At 71.3% G+C, this 22,400-nt stretch carries 16 protein-coding genes; 11 read left to right on the forward strand and 5 right to left on the reverse strand.

Features of this window, described 5'->3' with window-relative positions; all coding sequences use genetic code 11:
* Positions 1 to 14: 14 nt before the first annotated feature.
* From AB0J16_RS31015 to AB0J16_RS31040, 6 genes are all read left to right on the forward strand, one after another.
* A complete protein-coding gene (locus AB0J16_RS31015) occupies positions 15 to 1,481 on the forward strand; it encodes an SDR family NAD(P)-dependent oxidoreductase (RefSeq protein ID WP_358545652.1) in 1,467 nt (488 codons plus the stop codon).
* The gene (locus AB0J16_RS31020) at positions 1,481 to 2,614 is read left to right on the forward strand and encodes a gala protein (RefSeq protein WP_358545654.1); all 1,134 of its coding nucleotides are present in this window, start codon (positions 1,481 to 1,483) and stop codon (positions 2,612 to 2,614) included. Before AB0J16_RS31015 ends, AB0J16_RS31020 begins: the two co-directional genes overlap by 1 nt.
* A 74-nt stretch (positions 2,615 to 2,688) precedes the next feature.
* A complete protein-coding gene (locus AB0J16_RS31025) occupies positions 2,689 to 4,452 on the forward strand; it encodes a hypothetical protein (RefSeq protein ID WP_358545655.1) in 1,764 nt (587 codons plus the stop codon).
* Complete coding sequence (locus AB0J16_RS31030; RefSeq protein ID WP_358545657.1) at positions 4,449 to 6,152, forward strand: ankyrin repeat domain-containing protein; 1,704 nt, start codon at positions 4,449 to 4,451, stop codon at positions 6,150 to 6,152. Before AB0J16_RS31025 ends, AB0J16_RS31030 begins: the two co-directional genes overlap by 4 nt.
* Before the next feature lie 11 nt (positions 6,153 to 6,163).
* Positions 6,164 to 7,366, forward strand: coding sequence for an AAA family ATPase (locus AB0J16_RS31035; protein ID WP_358545658.1), 1,203 nt, complete (start codon positions 6,164 to 6,166; stop codon positions 7,364 to 7,366).
* 3 nt (positions 7,367 to 7,369) lie between these two features.
* Positions 7,370 to 8,542: a VWA-like domain-containing protein gene (locus AB0J16_RS31040; protein ID WP_358545659.1), complete on the forward strand. Its 1,173-nt coding sequence runs from the start codon at positions 7,370 to 7,372 to the stop codon at positions 8,540 to 8,542.
* Positions 8,543 to 8,561: 19 nt separating this feature from the next.
* On the opposite strand, the gene AB0J16_RS31045 is transcribed toward AB0J16_RS31040, so the two are convergent.
* From AB0J16_RS31045 to AB0J16_RS31055, 3 genes are all read right to left on the reverse strand, one after another.
* Complete coding sequence (locus AB0J16_RS31045) at positions 8,562 to 8,984, reverse strand: PIN domain nuclease (RefSeq protein ID WP_358545661.1); 423 nt, start codon at positions 8,982 to 8,984, stop codon at positions 8,562 to 8,564.
* A complete protein-coding gene (locus AB0J16_RS31050; protein WP_358545663.1) occupies positions 8,981 to 9,226 on the reverse strand; it encodes a type II toxin-antitoxin system VapB family antitoxin in 246 nt (81 codons plus the stop codon). Before AB0J16_RS31050 ends, AB0J16_RS31045 begins: the two co-directional genes overlap by 4 nt.
* 69 nt (positions 9,227 to 9,295) lie before the next feature.
* Positions 9,296 to 10,279 (reverse strand): aldo/keto reductase, encoded by a 984-nt coding sequence (locus AB0J16_RS31055; protein WP_358545664.1) that lies wholly within the window; start codon positions 10,277 to 10,279, stop codon positions 9,296 to 9,298.
* 62 nt (positions 10,280 to 10,341) lie between these two features.
* Between AB0J16_RS31055 and AB0J16_RS31060 the strand changes: the two genes are divergently transcribed.
* Genes AB0J16_RS31060 through AB0J16_RS31070 form a run of 3 tightly spaced genes read left to right on the forward strand, consistent with a single transcriptional unit; the run spans position 10,342 to position 12,709 of the window.
* A complete protein-coding gene (locus AB0J16_RS31060) occupies positions 10,342 to 11,220 on the forward strand; it encodes a LysR family transcriptional regulator (protein ID WP_358545665.1) in 879 nt (292 codons plus the stop codon).
* A 29-nt stretch (positions 11,221 to 11,249) separates the two neighbouring features.
* Entirely contained in the window at positions 11,250 to 11,453 is a 204-nt protein-coding gene (locus AB0J16_RS31065) for an EF-hand domain-containing protein (protein WP_358545666.1), read from the forward strand.
* Positions 11,454 to 11,512: 59 nt separating this feature from the next.
* A complete protein-coding gene (locus AB0J16_RS31070; RefSeq protein ID WP_358545667.1) occupies positions 11,513 to 12,709 on the forward strand; it encodes a helix-turn-helix domain-containing protein in 1,197 nt (398 codons plus the stop codon).
* Here the strand turns inward: AB0J16_RS31070 and ccrA are convergent.
* Together ccrA and AB0J16_RS31080 are read right to left on the reverse strand one after the other, a co-directional pair.
* Entirely contained in the window at positions 12,681 to 14,039 is a 1,359-nt protein-coding gene (ccrA, locus tag AB0J16_RS31075) for a crotonyl-CoA carboxylase/reductase (RefSeq protein WP_358545669.1), read from the reverse strand. The two genes, AB0J16_RS31070 and ccrA, sit on opposite strands and share 29 nt — an antisense overlap.
* Positions 14,036 to 20,287, reverse strand: coding sequence for an SDR family NAD(P)-dependent oxidoreductase (locus AB0J16_RS31080; protein WP_358545670.1), 6,252 nt, complete (start codon positions 20,285 to 20,287; stop codon positions 14,036 to 14,038). Before AB0J16_RS31080 ends, ccrA begins: the two co-directional genes overlap by 4 nt.
* A gap of 228 nt (positions 20,288 to 20,515) precedes the next feature.
* Between AB0J16_RS31080 and AB0J16_RS31085 the strand changes: the two genes are divergently transcribed.
* Complete coding sequence (locus AB0J16_RS31085) at positions 20,516 to 21,679, forward strand: alpha/beta hydrolase-fold protein (RefSeq protein WP_358545671.1); 1,164 nt, start codon at positions 20,516 to 20,518, stop codon at positions 21,677 to 21,679.
* 144 nt (positions 21,680 to 21,823) lie between these two features.
* Positions 21,824 to 22,048, forward strand: coding sequence for a hypothetical protein (locus AB0J16_RS31090; protein WP_225300811.1), 225 nt, complete (start codon positions 21,824 to 21,826; stop codon positions 22,046 to 22,048).
* The last annotated feature ends 352 nt before the right edge of the window (positions 22,049 to 22,400 follow it).

Consider the following 22,400-nt stretch of genomic DNA (forward strand, 5'->3'; position numbering starts at 1 on the left):
CGGTGGGGGTGTGGGTGTCGGTCGTCGATCCTGACTTGACCGGGACACCGCCGCCCGACTCAGGAATCCTCCCCAACCCGGCTGAGGTCGAGACCTGCCTGCGGGTGATGGCCCAGGCACGCGCGGCGGACCCGGCCGATCCTCGATGGGCGGCCGTGCACGAGGCCGCGGCGCACCTGTACCGGGCGGGGAAGAAGACCCGAAAGGCGTCGCGGCACGCCGAGCGCAGGCGACGCGATCACGAGGCCACGGCGGCCACGGCGCGCTATCGAGAGCAGGATCCATCCCCCGCGCTCGTCCCGCCGGCGGCCCCGACGGGTGACGCGCCGACCCGGCGCCCGCTGGTGGGCACGCGACGCTGTTACGTCTGCAAGTCCGCCTACCAGCAGGTGCATCCGGAATACCACCTGCTGTGCCCGGATTGCGCCGAGGAGAACGTGGCCCGTCGGCACGCTCGCTGCGATCTACGTGGCCGCCGGGCGATCGTGACCGGGGGACGGGTGAAGATCGGTTTCCAGCTGACGCTGAAGCTGCTGCGCGACGGCGCGGACGTCCTGGTAACCACCCGCTTCCCACGGGATGCCGCCCGTCGATTCGCGGCCGTGCCCGACGCCGAAGCCTGGCTGGACCGGGTCCACGTCCACGGTGTCGACCTGCTCGACCTGGCGGCCGTCGCGGGTCTGCTGGAGTCCGTTGAGCGGCGGTTCAGTCATCTCGACATCCTCGTCAACAACGCGGCCCAGACGATCCGCCGACCCGGCGCGTACCACCGCGAGGTGCGCGCGGCGGAGCGCGCGCCGCTGAGCGGCCTGGCCGCGCGGATCGACGTGGCGGACGTGTCGGGGACGGTCTCGCCCGCCGTCGCCACGCGGCTGGAACCCGCGCCGGCGGTCGCGGTTCCCTCGGACTCTGGGCAGGCCGTCACGCGGCGGGACACCCTGGAGGAGCTGTTCCCCGCCGGGCAGATGGACGAGACCGGTCAGCCGCTGGACCTGCGCGATCGCAACAGCTGGAGTCTCCGGCTGCACGAGGTGGACCCGGCCGAATGGCTGGAGGTCCAATTGGTGAACTCCTTCGCGCCGTTCTTGCTGACGTCCCGGCTGCGCGGTCTGCTCGAGGCCTCGCCGTGGCCGGACCGGTACGTCGTACAGGTCTCGGCGATGGAGGGCAGCTTCTCCCGGGAGCAGAAGACCGTCCGCCATCCGCACACCAACATGGCCAAGGCCGCCCTGAACATGCTGACCCGCACCGCCGCCGCGGACTACGCGGCCTCGGGCATCTACATGAACAGCGTCGACACCGGCTGGGTCACCGACGAACGCCCCCATCCGGACAAGATCGCGCAGCGGGCGGCGGGATTCCGCCCGCCGCTGGACGTCATCGACGGCGCCGCCCGGGTCTACGACCCGATCGTGCGCGGTGTGGGCGGGGACCGGGTGTCCGGCCTGTTCTTGAAGGACTACCGACCGGTGGATTGGTGATGATGGAGCCGACGCCCGTACGCTGCCCCGCGATCGAGCACCTTGACGTGCCGCCGGCCGATCCGGCGGACCTGGATCCGCTGGTCGCCCGGCTGGCCGCACCGACCCGGGTGGCGGCCGACGAGACCTTCCCGGTCGGCACCGTACGGCCCGATGGTCGAGTCGATCTGTGCAAGCAGGGCCTCGGCCCGGCTGGTGCGGCGCGGCTGCTCCCGGTCGCGGTGGCCTCGCCGCACGCCGTCCATCTGCTGCTGGGCACCAACGCCATCGGCAACGACGGCGCCCGGACCATCGCCGACGCGCTCGTTCCCGGCCACGGCCTGGAGACCCTCTACCTCGGCTGCAACCGCATCGACGCGGCGGGCGCCGGGGCGCTCGCCGGTCGGCTGGCCACGGACACCACCGTGCGCGCCCTGTGGCTCAAGCGGAACCCGGTGGGCGACGACGGGGTTCTCGCCCTCGCCGCGATGCTCCGCCGGAACACCACGATCCGCACGCTCGACCTGGTCAACACCGGGCTCACGCAGGAGGGGCTGCGGGCGCTGCTGGCTGTGCTCACCGAGCGGTCGCATCCGGTCGAGCGGCTGTTTCTGGGCGGCAACGGGCTGGGCGCGGAGTCCGGCGACTTGCTGGCCGCGCTGATCCGGGACGCCGGGGTACGCGAGCTCTACCTTCCGGCGAACCATCTCGGCGACGCCGGTGCGGCCACGCTCGCCGCGGCGGCCGATCCCGCCCGGCCGGTGCGCCTGGGCCTCGGTGGCAACGGCATCGGGCCGGACGGTGCCCGCGCGCTGGCCGACGCGCTCAGCGGCATCGAGGCACTGGACCTGGGACGTCCGCCATCGGAGCGGAGCCTCGGCGCGCCCGCGAACGTCACCGGAGACACGGGCGCGGCCGTGCTGGCCGCGGCTCTGCCCGGCAGCCCACTGCGCCGGTTGGAGCTGCGCCGGACCGGGATCACCGGCCGTGGCGCCAAGGCTCTGCTGGCCGCCGTACCCGACGACACCCGGCTGGAATACGTCGGGTTCGGCCCCGGCGTGCCCCGCCAGGTGAAGCGCGCGCTGGCGCCACGGCTGCGTCCCGCCGCCCGGACCCATCCGGACCTGCACGCGATCGGGAGCCTCTACCGGTGAGCGCGGCGCCCTCACCGGCCGGTCCGCCACCTCGTACGCCGTCCCGTTCGTATCCGCCACATGAGGCGTCCCGGTTGCGGCGGATACGGGGGTACGCGGTGCCCCCGTGGATGGTCGAGCAGGCGACCGAACGACGGCTCGCGGGCGACTGGCGTGGCGCCTGCGCCGCCGCCAACATCGATGTCACCTTCGACCTGGCCGAGATCGCGAATGAGCACGGCGACGCCGTCGCCACGGCGCTCGAGGACGACCTGCGCAACTTCGCCCCGGACCTGCTGCGCTGGCACCTGCCCCGCCTGGATCGTGGGCGTACGACGATCGTGCCCGACCAGGTGATGGTCCTGGGAAAGCCGGGCGGGGCCGCAGACGCCCCGTACCTGTACCTCCAGACGCCCCGCTGGATGGTCCACGGTCCGCAGCGGCTGCGCCTGCATGTCGGGCCGGTTGACCAGCAGGACACCTATCTGGAGACCGACTGGGCGTACTGCGCGTTCTGGCGCGACATCGTCCAGGACTGGAGCTCGTCGCGTCACCTGTGGGATGTGCGCCATAGCGACGACCTGCGTGAACGCTGCGGTGGTGACAAGGCGCGGGCTCCGTTCTTCCACGGTGACGGCACACCGCGCGGGGCGCAAGAGCTTCCCACGGCCGACCCTGGCCGCGCCGACCCGGCGTCGCTCACCGAGTGGGTCACGCTGCTGCACGAACGTGGCGAGGTCGAAGCGGCGTTCGCAGCCGCCGGCATCGACCTGGACGCCGCGCCGCTCGAGCTCGATCCCTATTACGGGGTGAATCGCGTTGATCCGCTCGACGTTCTCGCGCGGATGCCCCTCGCCTTGACCCGGGTGGAGGCGGAGATCCGTCGCCTCGCCGCCTCGGTGGGAACCGGCCGTTTCTGGCTTCCCTACCGGCAGTACGCGGCGATCCTGTTCGAGACCGACGGATCGGATGCGGGTCTGCGCGTCCGAGTCGTCAAATTCGAGACGGGCACGGAGCCCGCGGACATAGTGCTCCCCGAAGCGTGCTGGCGCCGCCTGCCCGACCTTGACCTGCTGCGGGACGGCTATCCGCCGGAGCGGCTCCATCCGCTCGTACACGAAGCCCTGTTCCCGAGCCGCGCCGTACCCGGCGTTCCTGCGGCCGACCCGGAGCTCCCGAAGCCGACCCGGATCCGCTGCCGCGGCGAGTGGCACGAGGCGTCCTTCCGTGACGGCGTCCTGCACATTCCGCACAGCGCGGAGGAGCAGCAGCGGGAGGACGCCATGCGGGTCTTCGGAGGCGCGATCGCCGGATGCTTCGCCGCACGGCACGCGTGGACGTCCGGAACCGGACGGCTGCCCAAGGCCCTGCGCGACCAGCGAAGGGACCTTTTCGCGCGGGCCCAGCACGGCGACCTCCCGGGAGTCCTACGACTGCTGGACGCCGGCGTGGATCCACGCGTCCGTGATGGCCGACAGCGCACCCTGCTCCACATGCTGCACCTGCTCGATCCCGGCGTCGATCCGAGGGTGCCCAGCCCTCGAAAGGGCGAGCTGACCCACCGGCTGCGACACCTCGACCATGATGGTCTGCTCGGGCGGCTCCTGGCGGCGGTCCTGGACATCGATGCCAGAGATGAGGACCAGCGCACGCCACTGTTCTCCGCGATCTGCGGGGACGGTTCGGTGGCACTCGTCCACGCGCTGCTCACCGCGGGGGCGCGGATCGACCTGACCGGCGAGATCCAGGGCGAGGCCGTCTCGCTCTACAGACTGATCGTCATGCTCGATCGCTATGACCTGGGCTTCATCAAGGATCGGATCGAACGCGAGTATCCGGAACTCACTGAGGAACAGTGAACGCCGTCAGCACGCCAGTCCCCAACCCCGCGCCCGAGGCAGCCCGGCGCCGCACGCCGTCGTACCCACCGGACGAGGCGTCGAGCCGACGGCGGATCCTGCGGTACGCCGTTCCCCGGTGGATGATCGAGCGGGCCACCGAGCGACGTCTCGACGGAGACTGGCGCGGCGCCTGCGCCGCCGCGAACGTCGACGTCGCGTTCGACCTGGCCGGCATCGCCCGGGAGCATGGCGGCGCCGTCGCGGTCGCCGTCGAGGACGACCTCCGCCATTTCGCACCGGACCTGCTGCGCTGGCATCTGCCCCGCGTCCTGGAGGGACGTACGACGATCCGCACCGGCCAGACGGTGACATTGGGCGGTTACCTAGGTGCGGACAAGGCCCTGCATTATCTGGACGTCACCACGCCCTCCATGGTGGACGGGCCGCAGCGGCTACTCCTGTGCTTCGGCCGGATCGACCATGTCTTCAGCTCGGGCGGTCATCGGCGCGTCCACAACTGGACCATGCTGCGGCACCTGTGGGATGTACGGCACAGCGGCGCGCTGCTGGAACGCCATGGTGGCGGAGACCGGCCACCGTTCTTCAACGCGGACGGGACCCGGCGCGCCGCCGAGGAACTGCCCACGGCCGACCCCGGTCCCGCCGACCCGCCGACCCGCGCCGAATGGGTGACCCTGCTGCATGAGCGAGGGGAGGTCGAGGCGGCGTTCGCCGCGGCGGGGCTCGCGCTGGATCCGTCACCGCTCAAGCGCCGCTGGGGCCTGCTCGATCCGCTGCCTGTCCTGGAGAAACTCCCGTTAGCGCTGACCAGGCTCGAGCCGGAGATCCGGCTGCTCATCCGCGAGGGCTTCGGGCGTCGCTTCCAGATTCCGCATTCCTACTACTCCCTGCTGCTCGAAAGCAGCAGGTGGGTCGGCGAACTGCGGATCCGGATCACCGACCCCGAGGAGATCTCCGGTACCCCGGTGCTGCCCGAGGCGTGCTGGCGGCGGCTGCCGGACCTCGACGTACTCCGGCACGGCGACGCGGATCCGGACCGGCTGCATCCGCTGGTCCGGGACGCGCTCTTCCCGCTGCGTGCGGACCCCGCCGATCCGGTCGGACCGCCGGATCCGCGGCTCCCGTCCCGGGTTCGGGTGCGCTGCCGCGGTGAGTGGCACGAGGTGTCCTTCCAGGACGGCGCGCTGCGGGTGCCGCACAGCGCGGACGAGCAGCGGCGCGAGCAGGCGATGCGGGCGTTCGGCGGCGCGGTCGCCGGCTGTTTCGCCGTGGCGCAGGCGGTGTCCTCCGGCAAGGGGCGGCTGCCGAAAGCCTTGCGGGAGCAGCGGCGGGAGCTGTACACGCGCGCCCAGCACGGTGACACGCCGGGAGTGCTCAGGCTTCTCGACGCCGGGGTCGACCCCCGGTTCCGTGACGGCCGGCGCCGCACGCTCCTGCACGCGCTGATCCACCTGGACCACGAGGTTCTGCTGCCGCGCCTGCTGGCGGCCGGGGTCGACCTCGAGGCCGAGGACCACAACCGGCGCACGGCGCTGCACGTGGCGGTCGGGGACAACGGCTCCGTCGCGCTGGTCCGGGCGCTGCTGGCCGCCGGAGCGAACCCCGACGTCACCGACGACGAGGGCCGGTCGCTCCCCCAGCTCATCCGCTCCTACAAGCGCACCGACCTGGACTTCCTGCTGGACCGGGACCGTTAGAACGAGGAACATTGAACGTCACCGATGAGAACCGCACACCGGATCCGCTGGCCGCGGCCGATGAGCTGGTCCGCCGGCTCGGCTCCCAGCGGACGGAGCCGGCCGCGAACCCGCAGTTGGAGGCGCTGGCGCTCGCGGTGTCGGCGAACCTGCCCGTGCTGTTGTGGGGCGAGCCGGGGATCGGCAAGTCCGCCGGCCTCCAGCAGCTGGCCGCCGGGCTCGGCGTCCCGCTGGAGACGGTGATCGCGAGCGTGCACGAGCCCTCCGACTTCGCCGGCCTTCCGATCATCGGTGATGATCCGGCCACCACCGGGGTGCCGATGGCCCCACCGGACTGGGCGGTGCGGCTGGCATCGGCCGGGCGCGGCGTCGTGTTCTTCGACGAGCTGTCTTCCGCTCCCCCTGCCGTACAGGCGGCGCTGCTGCGGGTCGTCCTCGAACGCCGGGTCGGCAGCCTGCCGCTCCCGGAGACGGTCCGGGTGGTCGCCGCCGCCAACCCGCCGTCCAGCGCCGCGGACGGCTGGCACCTCAGCCCGCCACTGGCGAACCGGTTCGTCCACCTGCAGTGGACGCACGACCCGCGAACGGTCGCACGAGGCATGGCCGGAACCTGGCCGGCCGTGCCCTTGCCGCTCATCGACCCGGCCCGGGTGTCCAGCGCGGTCGCCCGCGCTCGCGGGGTGGTCTCCGGGTTCCTCACCGCCCGGCCTGGCCTGGCCCATCATCTGCCCGGCGACGCGGAGAGCCGGGGTCGCGCCTGGCCGTCGCCGCGTACCTGGGAGATGGTGCTGGGCCTGCTGGCGGTCGGGTACGCCGCCGGCTCCGACCAGAAGGCGGTCGCGGCCGCGGTGATCGGCGCGGTGGGCGACGGCGCAGGTCTGGAGCTGCTGGCCTACCTCGAACAGCTCGACCTGCCCGACCCGGACCGCGTTCTGGCCAGTCCGGACGCCTTCGCACTACCGGAGAGAGGCGACCGGCAGCTCGCCTTCCTGACGGCCGTCGTCTCGGCGGTGCAGAGCGACCTCACGCGGCGGCGCTGGGAGGCCGGCTGGGCGGTGCTGGCCAAGGCCGTCGACGCCGGCGTACCCGACGTCGCGGCCCGGGCCGCCGGGGATCTCGCGGCGATGCGCGACACCGACTGGCCGGTGCCGAGCGGCATTGACGCCTTCCTCGATCTGCTCCAGCTGTCCGGCGCGCTGCCGAGCGCCCGCTGACCCGTGGCCGAATTCGACCGGGTCAAGTTGCTCGCCGCGCGCTACCGTGCCGCGAGCGACCGGCCGTACCTCGCCTCCGCGCTCTACTCGCTGACGGTCGTGCCGACCAGCGTCGTTCCGACGATGGCCGTCGACCGGCACTGGCGGTGCTACGTGTCACCGGCGTTCGTCGCGGCGACGCCCGTTCCCGAGCTCGCGGGCGTATGGATCCATGAGGTTTCGCACGTGCTGCGCGACCACCACGGCCGTGCGGACCGGCTGCCGGCCACCGACCAGCGCGACCGGTTGCGCGTGAACGTCGCCCAGGACTGCGAGATCAACGATGACCTGCTCGCCGACGGGCTGGCACTGCCGGAAGGCCGGGTGGAACCCGGCACCTTCGGGCTGACGGCCGGACGGCTGTTCGAGGAGTATCTTCCGCGGCTGCCGCCGTCCGCCGTCTGCTCCGACTGCGGCTCCGGCGCCCACGGCTCACCGGGTGATTGGGAGATCACCGGTGACGGCGGGCCTGGCGGCGTCAGCACGGTCGAGGTCGAGGCTCTGCGCCGGCATACCGCCGAGGCGATGCGCGCCCACCGGCGCAACCGCGGCAGCCTCCCGGCCGGCTGGCAACGCTGGGCGGAGCAGATCCTGGAACCGACGGTCGACTGGCGCCGCGTGCTGGCGGGCGCCGTACGGGAGGCGGTCGCCTGGGCCGCCGGGGCGGTCGACTACACCTACCGCCGCCCGTCCCGCCGCACCGCCGCGCTGCGCGGCGTCGTGCTGCCGAGCCTGCGCCGCCCACTGCCGGCCGTCGCGATCGTCATCGACACCTCGGGGTCCATGGGCGAGGCCGACCTGGCGGCGGCCCTTGCCGAGGTCACCGGGGTACTGCGGGAGGTCGGGGTCGGCGGTAATCGGGTCACGGTGCTCGCCTGTGATGCCGACGTACAGACCGCCGCTCGGGTGACGTCCGCGCAGCAGGTGGATCTCGCCGGTGGGGGTGGCACGGACATGCGGGTCGGCATCAGTGCGGCCCTCGCTCTGCCCGAACGGGTCGGCGTCGTGATCGTGCTGACCGACGGCTTCACTCCGTGGCCCGACGCACCGTCGTCGGCCCGCCTCATCGCCGCGCTCATCGGCACGGATCCGCCGCTCCCGCCCGCCTGGGTCGAGGCCATCCGCATTCCTGCGTGATAAAGCGCGGCGTACACATTCAGAGCACCCGGTCTGCTGTCCCTGTGGGCACGACCCACTGGGTGGGCTGGCCGGTGATCGACGCGACCATATCGAAATCACCGTCGTAGTGGAGCACGGTCGCCCGGTGACGTTCGGCAGTGGCGGCGATAAGGAGATCCGCCATGGACAGGGCACGGTGAAAACCACGCTCCAACGCGACGCCCTGAACCTCGAGCACGCGCTCGAACACCTCGTCGCCGCAGTAGAGAAAGTTGAAGCCGCGCAGCAGGAAGCGGATACGGGCCATGTCCGGCTTGTTGCGAGCGCTGTAGACCATCTCCCATTCCACCGCCGCGCAGGTGGCCAAGACGCCCCGGTCACTGAAATCGTCCAGAACCCGGCCGACGGAGGGATTGCCCCACCGCGCGAGCGCCGATTTGTCAACGAGGTAATCGGTCACGCGGCACCTTGTTGCGTGGAGCGCTGAAGGGTGCCGTCGGCATTGCGGGGACCGGTGTTCTCCACGATCTCGCTGAGGTCGAGCTCCCCGCTCTTGATCGCGTTCGCGAGCTCCTGACGGAGATGGCGCTTGACGGCATCCTCCATGGCCATGCGCACAGCCTTCGCCTTGGTCTTTGTGCCGTAGATGCGCATGGCCTCGGCCACCATCTCGTCATCGAGGTCGATGACAGTTCGGGACATGACAGGACCCTTCCGTTAGCCAGCCTTCCCTCAAAACGATACCGTACACACAGGAAGATAGATATCATTTCAGAGCAGTGTGCCGCCCGTCACCTCGAAACCGGCGAGTGCCTCGTCGATACGGGCCAGCGTGTCGGGGTGCAGGACCAGGTCGGCGGCGGCCAGGTTCTCCTCGATGTGCGCGGGCGTGCGGCTGCCCGGGATGGCCACCACGTGCTCGTACTGGTGCAGCAGCCAGGCCAGCGCCAGCTGGGCCGGGGTGATGCCCAGGCGGGTGGCCAGGTCCCTGATCGGGGCGTAGCGGTCGTTGTTGCTCGCCAGGTTGTCGGCGGAGAAGCGGGGCGCGTTGTGCCGGAAGTCGCCCTCGCCGAGCCGCTGGACGGTGCCGGTGAGGAAGCCGTTGCCCAGCGGGCTCCAGGCCACGATCCCCACGCCCAGCTCGCGGGCCGCCTTGAGGAGGTCGGGATCGACCGGCCGCCACATCGACCATTCGTTCTGTACGGCCGCCACCGGGTGCACGGCGTGTGCCCTGCGCAGCTCGTCGGCGGTCACGTTCGACAGGCCGAGGTGTTTGACCAGACCGGCCTCGACCAGCTCGGCCATCGCCCCGGCCGTCTCCTCGATCGGTACGCCCGGGTCCACGTAGTGCGCGTAGTAGAGGTCGATCACGTCGGTGTCCAGGTTGCGCAGGCTCCGCTCCGCGTAGCGGCGGACCAGCCTCGGCTCGGCGTTCACCCGCAACTCGCCGAACGCGTAGCCCACGGGGTGCGACCTGCTCGCCTCACCCTCCGGGATGGCCAGGCCGAACTTGGTGGCGACCACCACCTCATCGCGTCGCCCCTTGATCGCCCGGCCGACCAGGCGTTCGTTGTGGCCGTTCACGCCGTAGGCGTCACTGGTGTCGATGTGTACCGCTCCGGCGTCGAGTGCCGCCTTGAGCGCCGTTTCCGCGCGGGTGTCGTCGATGTCGCCGTACACGCCGGGGGACAGCACCATGGCGCCGAAACCGATCGCGGGGACCGTCAGGTTGTTGCCAAGTTCACGGGTCTTCATGTGGTTCATCCTGCTTGCGGTACGGGCGGCGCGTCCAAGTCCTTCTGCTATAACCATCGGTTATGGACGTGCACTTGCGTGACTTGCGCTATTTCGTGGCGGTCGCCGAGGAGCTGAATGTGACCAGGGCCGCCGAGCGGCTGTTCGTCTCGCAGCCCGCGCTGTCCAAGCAGCTGAGAGCGCTGGAACGGCAGCTCGGCTTCGACGTGTTCGAGCGCGTACCCACCGGAGTGGTCCTCACCAGGCAGGGCGAGGCGCTGTTGCCGGTAGCGCGCGAGCTGCTTGACCGGTGGAGCGCCGGGCTGGAGACCGCCAGGGCCGCCGCGCCCACGGGCACCCTGGTCATCGGCATGCAGACGGCCGTCGGGCGGGGGCTGCAGCACGAGGCGCTGCGCCTGTTCCGCGCGGCGATGCCCGGCTGGGAGGTGTCACTGCGGCTGGTCGGCTGGGACGACCCCAGCGGCGGCCTGGCCGACGGCGGCTCCGACGTGGCCTTCATCTGGCTGCCCGTGCCGGAGGGGCTGAGCACGCATGTTCTGGCCACTGAGGGCAGAGGCGTGGCCATGCCGGACGATCACCCCCTCGCCGGACTGGCGGAGATCCCGTTCGAGGCCCTGCGCGACGAGCCGTTCATCGCGCTGCCCGCCTCGGCCGGGCCGCTGCGCGACTACTGGCTCGCCCGCGACCTCCGGGCCGACGAACCGGTCATCGGGTTCACGGCCAACACGCCTGAAGAGGTGTTCGAGGCCGTGACCAGCGGACTGGGCGTCGTACTGGTGGCCGAGGGCAACGCCGCGCTCTACACGCGGCCGGGCCTGGTCTACCGCCCGGTGGCCGGCCTCCCGCCGGGTGAGCTGGCCATCGCCTGGCGCTCCGGCGATAAAAGACGAGAAGTCAGGGCATTCATCGACGCGCTTCGAGAGAGCGCCACTAAGGTCTGACCGATACGGATCCCGCGAAAGGGCTACCCATGAGCGACGACTACACGATCACCTTCGATCTGATCGACGTTGACAATGACGGCCGGATTTCCGCCGAAGAGCTGGTCGGGCTGATGGAGGTGCTCGGTCAGCCGATCACGCTGGAGGCCGCGCACGCCGGGGTGGAGAGGCTCGACAAGGACGGGGACGGCCTGATCGACGTGGAAGAGTTTGGCGCCTTCCTGCAGAGGTAAAACAAGCACTTGCTACACAAACCTCTGCCGCACGGGTAACAATGGCGACAGGAGGGACGATGGCCATCAAGAGTGACACCAGCGAGACCCGGATCTCCGCGGACATCGTGAAGACGCTCAGGGCCGGAATCGGCCGGATCTCCGCCGAGGTGATCGCGGAGATCCAGGTTCGCATCCCCGAGTACGCCAGACCGTCCGACGAGGTCTACATCAAGGTCGTCAGGATGGCCGTCGAGCAGGCCATCGACGGCTTCCTCGACCACATCGAGGACCCCGGCGCCCCCTGGGACCCCGAGCCGTTCCGCATGATCGGCAAGGGCGAGGCGGCGGAGGGACGCAACCTGGAGCCGCTGCAGGCCGCGATGCGGCTGGGCGCCAGGGTCGGCTGGCGGCGGCTCACCGAGATCGCCGACACTCTAGGGCTCTCCCCGCAGTCCCTGTACGACCTGGGCGAGGCCATCTTCGTCTACCTCGACCAGCTCGCCGACGCCGCGGCCGAGGGCTTCGACGAGGCCAGGGCGCACGCGGCGGGCGAGATCGAGCGCCGCCGCAACCGCCTGCTCGACCTGCTGCTGAGCCGGCCGCCCGCCGGCGCGGAGGCCATCTCCGACCTGGCCAAGGCCGCCGGGTGGCGGCTGCCCAAGACCGTGGCCTGCGTCGCCCTCGACGACCAGCACGGCACCTGCCGCTCACCCGCGATGCCGCCCGACGTACTGATGGGCCTGGACCGAGCCACGCCCTGCCTGCTCATACCCGACCCGAACGGCCCCGGCCAGGCGCGCATGCTGGAGACCGCGCTCCGCGGCTACCTGGGCGCCATCGGGCCGCCCGTGCCCCTGACCGCCGCCGCGGCGTCGCTGCGCTGGGCGGCCGAGGCGCTGGAGCTGTCCGGGCGCGGCGTGCTGCCGCGCGGCCTGCTGCACTGCGCGGACCACATGGCGACGCTGGTGGTGTTCAAGGACGAGGAGCTGGTCAACGCGCTGGCGGAGGTACGCCTGGCGCCACTGGCCCACCTGCGGCCCACGCAGCAGGACCGGCTGGCGGAGACACTGCTGGCCTGGCTGCGGTACGGCCGGGGGGCGGGTGAGGTGGCGGCTCGGCTGCACGTACATCCGCAGACGGTCCGCTACCGATTGCGGCAGCTGGAGGAGCTCTACGGCGACCAGCTCGCCGATCCGGACATCCGCTTCGAGCTGGAGATCGTGCTCCGTGCCCGCCGGGCCTCGATCATGAACTTTGGGCCCGGAAAAGCCTGAGCCGATCCTCTCCGACGCGCTCGCGGAGACGGCCGTCCTCGATGCCGAGGTCCTGCTCGGGGGCCAGCGCGAGCACGCCGACCTTGCCGACGTGCTGGTTCAGTTGTACGGCGCGCGCCGCGTCCGCCGCCTCTTCCAGCGGGTACACCCGGGAGAGCGTGGGATGGACCATGCCGAGCGAGATGAGGCGGTTGGTCTCGTGGCATTCCTGGTAGTTCGCGCCGTGTGAGCCGATGATCTGCTTGAGCCGCATCCACAGGTGGCGGTTGTCGTAGGTGTGGTCGTACCCGCTGGACGAGCCACACGTGACCACCTTTCCACCCTTTTTCGCGACATATACCGAAGCGCCGAAAGTGTCCTTTCCGGTGTGCTCGAAGACGATGGCCGGGTCCTCACCCACCAACCGCCTGACCTCCGCCCCCAGCCCGCGCCAGCCCTTCTCATCGGTCAGGTCGTCGAAGCGCGATCGGTCGACGACGTGCTCGCAGCCCATCTCGCGCAGCAGCGCGGCCTTCTCCGGTGAGCTCACCACGCCGACGGGGATGCCGCCGCCGTTCCTGACAAGCTGCACGCCGTACGCGCCGAGGCCGCCCGTCGCTCCCCACAGCAGCACCACGTCGCCCTGCTTCATCCGCGCGCCGCGCTCGCCCACCAGCATCCGGTACGCCGTGGACGCGCACAGCATGTTGCACGCCGCCTCCTCCCAGCTCAGATGCCTCGGCTTGGGCAGCAACTGGGTCGCCTTGACCACCGCGAACTCCGCCAGCCCCCCGAAGTTCGTCTCGAACCCCCACGCGCGCAGGTCCGCGGCCAACATCCCGTCGTGCTGCACCATCGGGTCCTGGCTGTCGAGGTAGGCGGGGCTGGTGACGACGCGATCCCCGGGACGCCAGTGCCGTACCGCCTGACCCGCCCTGACCACCACCCCGGCCGCGTCGGAGCCGAGCACGTGGGTGGGCAGGTCGTGCCGGGGATCCGTACGGCCGAACCGCTCCAGGAAGGCGAACGTCGGGATCGGCTCGAACATCGCCGACCAGACCGTGTTGAAGTTGATCGCACTGGCCATGACCGCGACGAGCACCTCATCGGGGGCCAGCTCCGGCATCGGCACCTCGCCTACATGGAGCGACCTCCGCACGTCCTTGTCCGGGCCGTCCTTGTCCGGGCGGTCTTTGTTCGGGCGGTCTTTGCCCAGGTCGTCTTTGCCCGGGCTCTCGAACATGCCGACCTCGTCCTTGCGGAGGTGTACGGCGCGGTAGCGCGTGGGCACCTCCAGGCTCGCCAGCTCGGCAGGCGCCGCGCCCGCCACCACGGCCTCTGCCAGCGTCATGCGAGCCTCCTCTTCAGGTCGGCGGCGATGCCTTCGACATGGGGTGGATCGAGCAGGTTGAGGTGATGCGCGCCGGGGACCTCGATGATCTCCAGGCGCGGGCAGTACGGGCGGAAGCCACGTGCCGGATCGTCCTCGTGGGCGTACCGGACGTCCTCGACCGCCCAGGGCGTCCGCTCCGTGGACCGGTAGAGGAGCACGTCGCCCAGGTACGGTCCGGCCTCGTAGCGGTCGATGGCCCTGGTGTCCTCGTGCGAGGTGATCTGGTGACGCAGGATGGCCGGGCTGAGCAGCTCCGGCACGCCGGACTCCACGATCCGCTCCTCGGCCAGCGCGAGCTGCCCGCGCTCGTCGAGCGCCAGGAGCTCTCGTGGGTCGAGGCGGACCCGGACGCCGTAGGTATCGCGCAGATAGGCCGCGAAGTCCACGTACCGCCGGGCCTGGATCTCCCGCCGCCGCTCCTCGGACACCCGCTCGGGCAGCCCCGAGTCGATCATCACGACCAGCTCGACGTCGCCGCCCAGCCGTCTGGCGATCTCGAACGCCAGGATGCCCCCGAACGACCAGCCACCCAGCCGGTACGGTCCCGGACAGGTCCGTTTGACGGCCTCGGTGTAACGGGCGGCCCGCTCTGGGATACCCAGCTCAGCCGCGTCGTCCAGCCGCTCCAGGCCGATGACCGGGAGGTCTAGGTGGGCGGCCAGCAGGGCGTACACACCTGTGGTGCCACCGGCGGGGTGGGCCAGGAACAGCGGCCTGCCGCCGGTCCGCTCAGTGCGGTCGGTCCGTTTGGTCCCGGTTCGTTCGGTGAAGGGTCTGACGGTGGCGAGCCCGGCTTCGGCTGCCTCGCCCTGGCGTACGGCATCGGCGACCTCGGCCACCCGCACACTCTCCCGCGCTCTCTCCTGTCCGCCACCTGTCGCGACCGGTCTACCGAGTTCGAGGCGGAGAAGGTCGAGGGCCTTCGCCAGCATGTCCGGCGCGATGGTCTCGGTGACCGAGGGTTCGCGTCCCAGCAGACCGGTCAGCACCCGAACCACCTGCCGCTCCGCCGCGTCCCTCGGCCCGACCACCGCACGCCCGTTGACGGCACCCGACGGTCCGGCTGTGCCGCGCGGCGGTCCCGTCACCGCGTCCTGATCCGCCGTGGCAGGCGCCGGATCTGTGGCCGCGTCCGCCCGACCTGCTGAGGCGGGTGGCGGTTTGGGTTGCGGGGGGCCCAGTTCGGCGGTGACGGCCTGGGCCAGTTCGCCCAATGTCCCGCCGTTGAGCAGCGGTGTCGTCGAGATCGTGACGCCGAAGTCGTACTCGATCAGGCCACGCAGCCGGGTGGCGGCCAGTGAGTCGAGCCCTCGGCCGGTGAGCACGGCGCCCTCGTCGAGCCACACCGGCTCCACCCCGAGCACGGCCGAGACCCGCTCTCTGACAGTGGCCAGCACTCCCTCAGGCCCGAGGTCGCGCCGCACCTCTGGAGCGAGGTCGGCGACATCAGAGAAGTACGGAAGGCGACCAATCCCAGGAAACACCGACAAGGCCGCAGCTGGGGCGATCCTGACCACTCCCGCACACCGGTCCCGCTGGATCAACGCCTCAAACGCCTCGACACCCTCCTCGGCGGTCAGCGGCTCGACGCCTGGCATTGTGACGGCGCCGGCCCACGTACCCCAGCCGATGGCGATGGCGGGCAGCCCCCGGGCGCGGCGCAGTCGGCAGAGGGCCTCCAGCCAGGCGTTGGCCGTGGCGTAAGCGGCCTGCCCAGGAGACCCGAGCAGCGCGGCGGCGGAGGAGAAGGCCACCCACCAGTCGAGGTCCAGGTGTTCGGTGGCTCGGTGCAGGTTGAGCGCGCCGTCCACCTTGGCGGCCCAGACCCGTTCGAGGCTGCTGGGGTCAAGGTCGGCGACCAGACGGTCGTCCAGGACTCCGGCCGCGTGTACGACTCCGCGCAGCCGTACCCCTCCCTCGGTCGCGGCCGCCACAAGCCGCTCGGCCGTACCCTGAGCGGCCAGATCGCCCGCCACCACCTGGGCGACACCCGCGAGGTCGCTGGGCACGGGGGTGGCGGACCGGCCATTCAGCACGATGCGGGTGGCGCCAAGGCGGGCCAGCCGACGCGCGACGACCAGCCCGAGCCTCCCGTACCCACCGGTGATCACATACCCCCCGGGCCCCGCGACCGCCGTGGCCGAATGCAAGGTCGCCGAACGCGGCGTCGCCGGGTCGGGGACCGCCGGGCGAGGGGGCGCTGGGGCGGGGGCCGTCGGGCCAAGGGCCCCGGAGCCGGGGGTTGCCGGGCCAAGGGTCGAGGCGGAGGCCGCCGAGCGGGAGGTCGCCGGGCCCGGGGGCAGGGTGGCGCGGCGTAGTCGGGCCGCGTAGCGGACGCCGTCGCGCCAGGCCACCTCGTCGTCTCCGGTCGGGGTGGCGAGTTCCCGTGGCAGCACGCCGGGGTCGTCGATGTCCACCAGCCTGACGCGGGCTTCGGGACGCTCCAGCGCCAGCACTCTGACCAGCCCGCTCAGCGAGGCGGGACCAGGATCGGCGGCTTCTCCGTCCCGTATGGCCTGAGCGCGTTCGGTGACGATCGTGAGCTGTGTCCCCTGGTCGGCGAGGCGGGCCAGGTCCAGGATCAGCCGCCGAGCCGCCGACGGCTCCAGCAGCCGCGGAACTCGCACAACAACGCCCGACCCTTCCGCCACCTCTTGGACCTCGCCCGCCGGAGCCGTCGGCAAGGGGGCGGGGGCCCAGACGCGTTCGATGAGCTTGGCGTCGAGGGGCACCGGGATGCTCGACGCCGGAAGTTCCCGGCTCTCGACCCCGTGGAGCGTGCCGTCCGCCGCCACCCGCCGTACCCTCTCCAGGGCCTCGGGCGGCTCAGCCGACTGTGTGTCCAGAGCCTTGGGCGGCGCGGTCGGCTGCGTGAGGCTGGCTGAGCCGTAGACGGTCCAGGAGCCCGCCGCGTTCTTGGCGGTCACCTCGACCCGCGCACCCGCCAGGGTGACCGTCACCTGCGCGGGCAGGGGAAGCAGCGCGTGCAGGGCCACCTCGTACAGCTCCACACCGTGCGACTCCGCTGAGCCGTGCAGCTCCCCTGAGCCGTGCGGCTCCGCTGAGCCGTACACCTCCACGGCCGCGGCGTGCGCCAGTCTGGCCACGGCGGTGAGCGGGAGCACGGGGTGGCCATGGCGGTGCCAGTCGGACGGGACCAGGCGCCAGGGCGCGTCGGCGAGGTCGTCGAGCGCGGTGGTCCACGCGTGTCCGGCCGGGGTCTCGACGTGCGCGCCGAGCAGGCGGTGCTCTGGCGGGCGGCGGTACGGGGTGACCCAGTGGCGGGTGTGCCGCCACGGCGCTCCAGGCACGTCCACCACCCGGCCGCGCGTCCTGGGCGTGATGGCGGTGGCCACGGTGGCGAGTTGGGAGTGGAAGGCGTGGTCGTGGTGGCGCTCGAGGGAGTGGGTGATCATCGTCGCGGCCGGGAGCGTGTCCTGGAGCGCCTGGCTCAGCACGGGGTGCGGGCTGAGCTCGGTGAAGACGGTGAATCCGTCCTCCGCGGCGGCCCGTACGGCCTGGAGGAGGCGAACCGGCCGACGCACGCCCGCGGCCCAGTACGCGGCCTCGAACGTGGGAGTCTCGCGAGGGTCGTCCAAGACCGTGGAGTAGAACGGCAGGCGCGGCTTGGCGGGGGTGATGGCGGCCAGCTCGTTCCTGATCTTCGGTAGCAGAGGGGCGACCTGGGGTGAGTGTCCGGCGCCTTCGGTGGTGAGTGTTCTGGCGAACAGCCCTCGTGCCTCGACCTCCGCCACGAACCGGGCGACCCGCTCGGGAGCGCCGGTGACAACGGTCTGGTGCGGGGCGGAATGAACCGCCACATACAGGTCACCGGGCACCTCATCGGCAGCCACCCCGACCACGGCCATCGCCCCACCACCACCGCGACCGCCATCGCCATCTCGACCGCCGCCAACGCCATCGGGACTGCGACCGCCATCGTGACCGCGACCACCACCGTGACGGCGACCACCACCGCCGCCGATGCCACCGATGCCGCCGAGGCTGGCGAGGAGGCGGGCGCGGCGGCAGATCACGCGTACCGCGTCGTGCTGGTCGAGGCCGCCCGCCACCACGGCAGCCGCCACCTCGCCCATCGAGTGGCCGATCACGGCGGCGGGCTCGATGCCGTACGCCTGCCACAGGCGGGCCAGGGCGAGCTGGACGGCGAAGATCATGGGCTGGACGGTGGCCACGCCCCGGGCCTCCGTGGTGTGGAGGTCGATGCCGGCCTCAGCTCGGAGCAGCGGCGCGAGCTCGTCGATGGCCTGCTTGTAGGGCGGCTCCGTTTCGTACAGGTGGTGGCCCATGGCCGGCCACTGTGAGCCGTACCCGCTGAAGACCCACACCGGGCCGACCGGCGCCAGGGGGACGGGCCGGGGCGTGACGGCGGCGAGGCGATCACGCAGCTCGGCCGTGTCGGCGGCGGTCACAACGGCGGCCGCGCGAGCGCCACTGGCTCGCCTGGCCAGGGTGTGGGCCATGTCGCCGAGGTCGGCCGAGGGCTGCCATGCGGCCAGGGTCTCGGCGTACTGCCGCACGCGATCGGGCGTAGCACCGGTGAGGACGAAGACGTGCTGGGCAGGCGCGGGCTGCGGAGGCTGGGTGAGGACGGAGTGGGCGGCGACGGGCTGGGTGAGGGCGGGCTGGGCGGCCGATGAGGCGGTCGAGCGGGCGGAAGCCGCCTCCCCCACCGCCCGATAGGCGGCCAGAGCGATGTGCGCGTTGGTGCCGCCGAAGCCGAACGACGACACCCCCGCGCGTGCGTCCACCCGTGGCCACGGCGTCGGCGAGGTGACGACCCGTAGCCTTTCCCACGGGATGTGCGGGTTCGGCTGCCGGAAGTGGAGGCTGGGTGGGATCACGCCGTGCCACAGCGCCAGAACCGTCTTGATGAGTCCCGTGACCCCGGCCGCCGCCTCCAGGTGGCCGAGGTTCGTCTTGGCCGAGCCGAGCAGGACCTGCCCGGGAAAGACCCCGGCGATGGCCCGCGCCTCGATGGGGTCGCCGAGGAACGTGCCCGTTCCGTGTGCCTCCACGTAGTCGGGCCCCCGGTCCAGCCCTGCGTACACCTCACGCAGCAGGGCCTCCTGCGCTTCGGGGTTGGGGGCGACGAGGCCGTTGGAGCGGCCGTCCTGGTTGACGCCGGTCTCCCTGATCACCGCCAGCACCCGGTCGCCGTCGCGTTCGGCGTCCGTCAGGCGTTTGAGTACGACGACGCCGCAGCCCTCGGCCCGCACCATGCCGTCCGCCGACGCGTCGAACGTCTTGCACCGCCCGTCCGCCGCCGTACCGCCGCCCTGGTCGAAGGCCACCGTGACCAGGGGCGACAGCAAAAGGTTCACCCCGGCGGCCAGGGCCAGGTCGCACTCCCCCGATCTCAGGGCTCCTACCGCGAGGTGGGTGGCGACGAGTGAGGACGAGCAGGCCGTGTCCACCGCCATCGAGGGGCCGCGCAGGTCGAGCAGGTAGGACAGGCGGTTCGCGGCGATGCTGAGGGCCGCGCCGGTGGCCGTCCACGCGCCGACGCCGCTCAGGTCCGCGCTGGTCAGGTAGGCGTACTCGGCGCCGGAGATGCCGACGTACGTCCCGGTACGGCTGCCGCCCAGCGACCTCGGCGCGATGCCCCCGTGCTCCAGCGCCTCCCAGGCCGTCTCCAGGAGCAGCCGCTGCTGCGGATCCATGAGCGCCGCCTCGCCCGGCGCGATCCCGAAGAACTCCGCGTCGAACCCGGCCACGCCCTCCAGGAACCCGCCGTGCCTGGTCGTCCCGGCCAGTACCTCCTCCGTACGCGCCGATCCGTCGTCGAACGCCTCCCACCGCCCAGCGGGCACCTCGCCGACCGCGTCCCGCCCGTCAAGCAGCAGTTCCCAGTACGCCTCGGGGCCGTGCGCGCCCGGCAACCGGCACCCCACCCCGACCACCGCCACCGGCTCACCCAGGTCGCCGGGGATCTCCGTCCTGTCCTCCTGAGGCGGTTCCGCGAGTGCGCGGGCCAGGCGGTTGATCGTCGGATGCTCCCAGGCCAGGGTCGGGCTCAGCTGCCTGCCGAGCAGCTCGGCAAGCTCGCCCGCGATCGCCACCGCGTCACGTGACGACAGGCCGTACTCCTCCAGCGGCCGTTCCGGATCGACCCGCTCGACTCCGCGTGACGCGATCCGCTCGGTGAGGAAGCGGCGGATGTCGGCTTCGCCCAGTACGTTCACGAGGGCTCCCATGCTGCCGGGTGATCGGCCAACATACCCACACGCCGTGGCACCGGGGCAGGCCCGTACCGAACATTCCTCGGGTCCGATTTGTCACGCCAGTGATAACCCTCGGTTTTGTCCGGCAGAGCGCACCCTACGGCGATATTTCGTTGCGTTGGGGCATAGCTGGGCCGGTACCCGGGCCCCTAGCCTCGCCTCCGGTCTCACTTGCGAAGGGGAGCCCTCATGCGATCCCGCGCCCTACTGGCACTGGCGACGACGGTGCTCCTCGTCGGCTCGAACGCCACCCCCGTACTCGCCGATCCGGGCTGGTCGCTTGTGCCCGACGGAAAATCGACCACCACGGGCACGGACGCTCAACAGGCCAAGGGCGGGCGCCCCACGGCGGCCCCCAAGACCGCGACGAACTACATGGCCGGCCAGAAAGCCCTCCCCGGCAGTGCCCGCGTCGTGCGGGAGCGGTGGCTGAGCCCTCGCATGCTCGACCTCCTCATCTCCTCACCGTCGATCGGCCTGATGACGCCGGTCCGACTGCTGCTCCCCAAGGGCTGGTCCAAGCAGGCGAACCGTACCTGGCCCGTCCTGTACCTCCTGCACGGCGGCGCCGACAACTACACCTCCTGGACCCGCATGACCGACATAGCCGGCTTCACCGAGAACCTGGACGCCATGGTCGTCATGCCGGAAGCAGGCCGAGCCGGTAACTACTCCGACTGGTACAACGGCGGCAAGGGCGGCACACCGGCGTGGGCCACGTTCCACACCTACGAGGTGCGGCGGCTGCTGGAGATCGGCTACCGTGCGGGCACCCGGCGGGCCGTGGCCGGCCTGTCGATGGGCGCGTACGGGGCGATGAAGTACGCGGCGCGCTATCCGGGGATGTTCCGCTTCGTCGGCGCGTACAGCGGCATCATGGCCACCGAGATCCCCGGCATCCCGGCGATCATCATGAACGCCCAGGCCAGTGAGAAGCAGGACCCCAAGGCCCTGTGGGGCGACCCCGTCCGCGACAGGCGGATCTGGGCGGCCAACGACCCCGTGGCCCTGGCCCCGAGGCTGAGGGGCGTCTCCATCTACATGTCGAGCGGCACGAACAGCTTCATGGGCCCCCTGGACCCGCCCGGCTCCCCCTGGCACCCGGCCCACCTGGGCGAACCCATCTCCGCCTACACGGTCAAAGCCCTGAGCAAGCGCCTGAACAGCCTGGGCATCCAGCACACCCTCAACCTGTACGGCAACGGCACCCACACCTGGCCGTACTGGATCAGGGAGTTCAAGAACTCGTACCCCATGATCTTGGCCGCGCTGGGCCTGCCGGGCGGCGGCCCGCCCAAGCTGGACACGACGGACCGCCAGGGCGACTGGCAGTTGGCCAATCCCCGACCCTGAGCGGTGACGACCCCCTGTCCGCGGCTTTCCGGACGCCAATAAAACGGGCATAAGGCCGATGTTCCTGGGTATTCACGCCCGAAAACCGAACCACTGCGGCGAATGTGGCGTTCTAAGATCTCGCGGTGGCGCATACTGGAGTAGATGAAGCCACCCAGCGCCGCGACCCGGCGCCACCTGCCCACCAGCCCCTTCAAACCCCCGCCTCCGGCGCCGCCGGTCGAGCAGTTCAGCATGCACGACCAGGTGTCCCACGACCGCTACGGTCTCGGTCGGGTCATCGGTGTCGAGGACGAGGCCGTCCTCATCGACTTCGGATCACGACAGGAACGCATCACGACCCCATACGCCAAGCTGATCAAACTCTGAAACCGCCTGGCACCATCTGAAGCGGGCAGCGTTCGCCAGAGGGCGCTGTCGGCGTGTGTTGACGCGTGTTATCGGGCCCGGCCCTGTAAGTATGGTCACCGCCTTCAGGCGCTCCGCGCCGATGGAGCTCGGGCGGTGACAGTGGGGACATGTCCCCACACCTCCGGCGAGGTTACCTTCCGGCCCTCGTGCTCCCCGGGCCCAAGCCGTCTGGTCAGTTCGTGCTATCGGAAATCCAGCCTGCGGCGTGTGCCCCAGGGCGGCGAGCCACGACCATCTCCTCATCGTGCGACTTGCCTTTGACGTATGGGTCAAGGGTTAGGGTCGCGACGCCATATGGGCCCCCTGCCCA

It is taken from the genome of Nonomuraea sp. NPDC049750 (genome assembly GCF_040659625.1).
Classification (GTDB): Bacteria; Actinomycetota; Actinomycetes; order Streptosporangiales; family Streptosporangiaceae; genus Nonomuraea.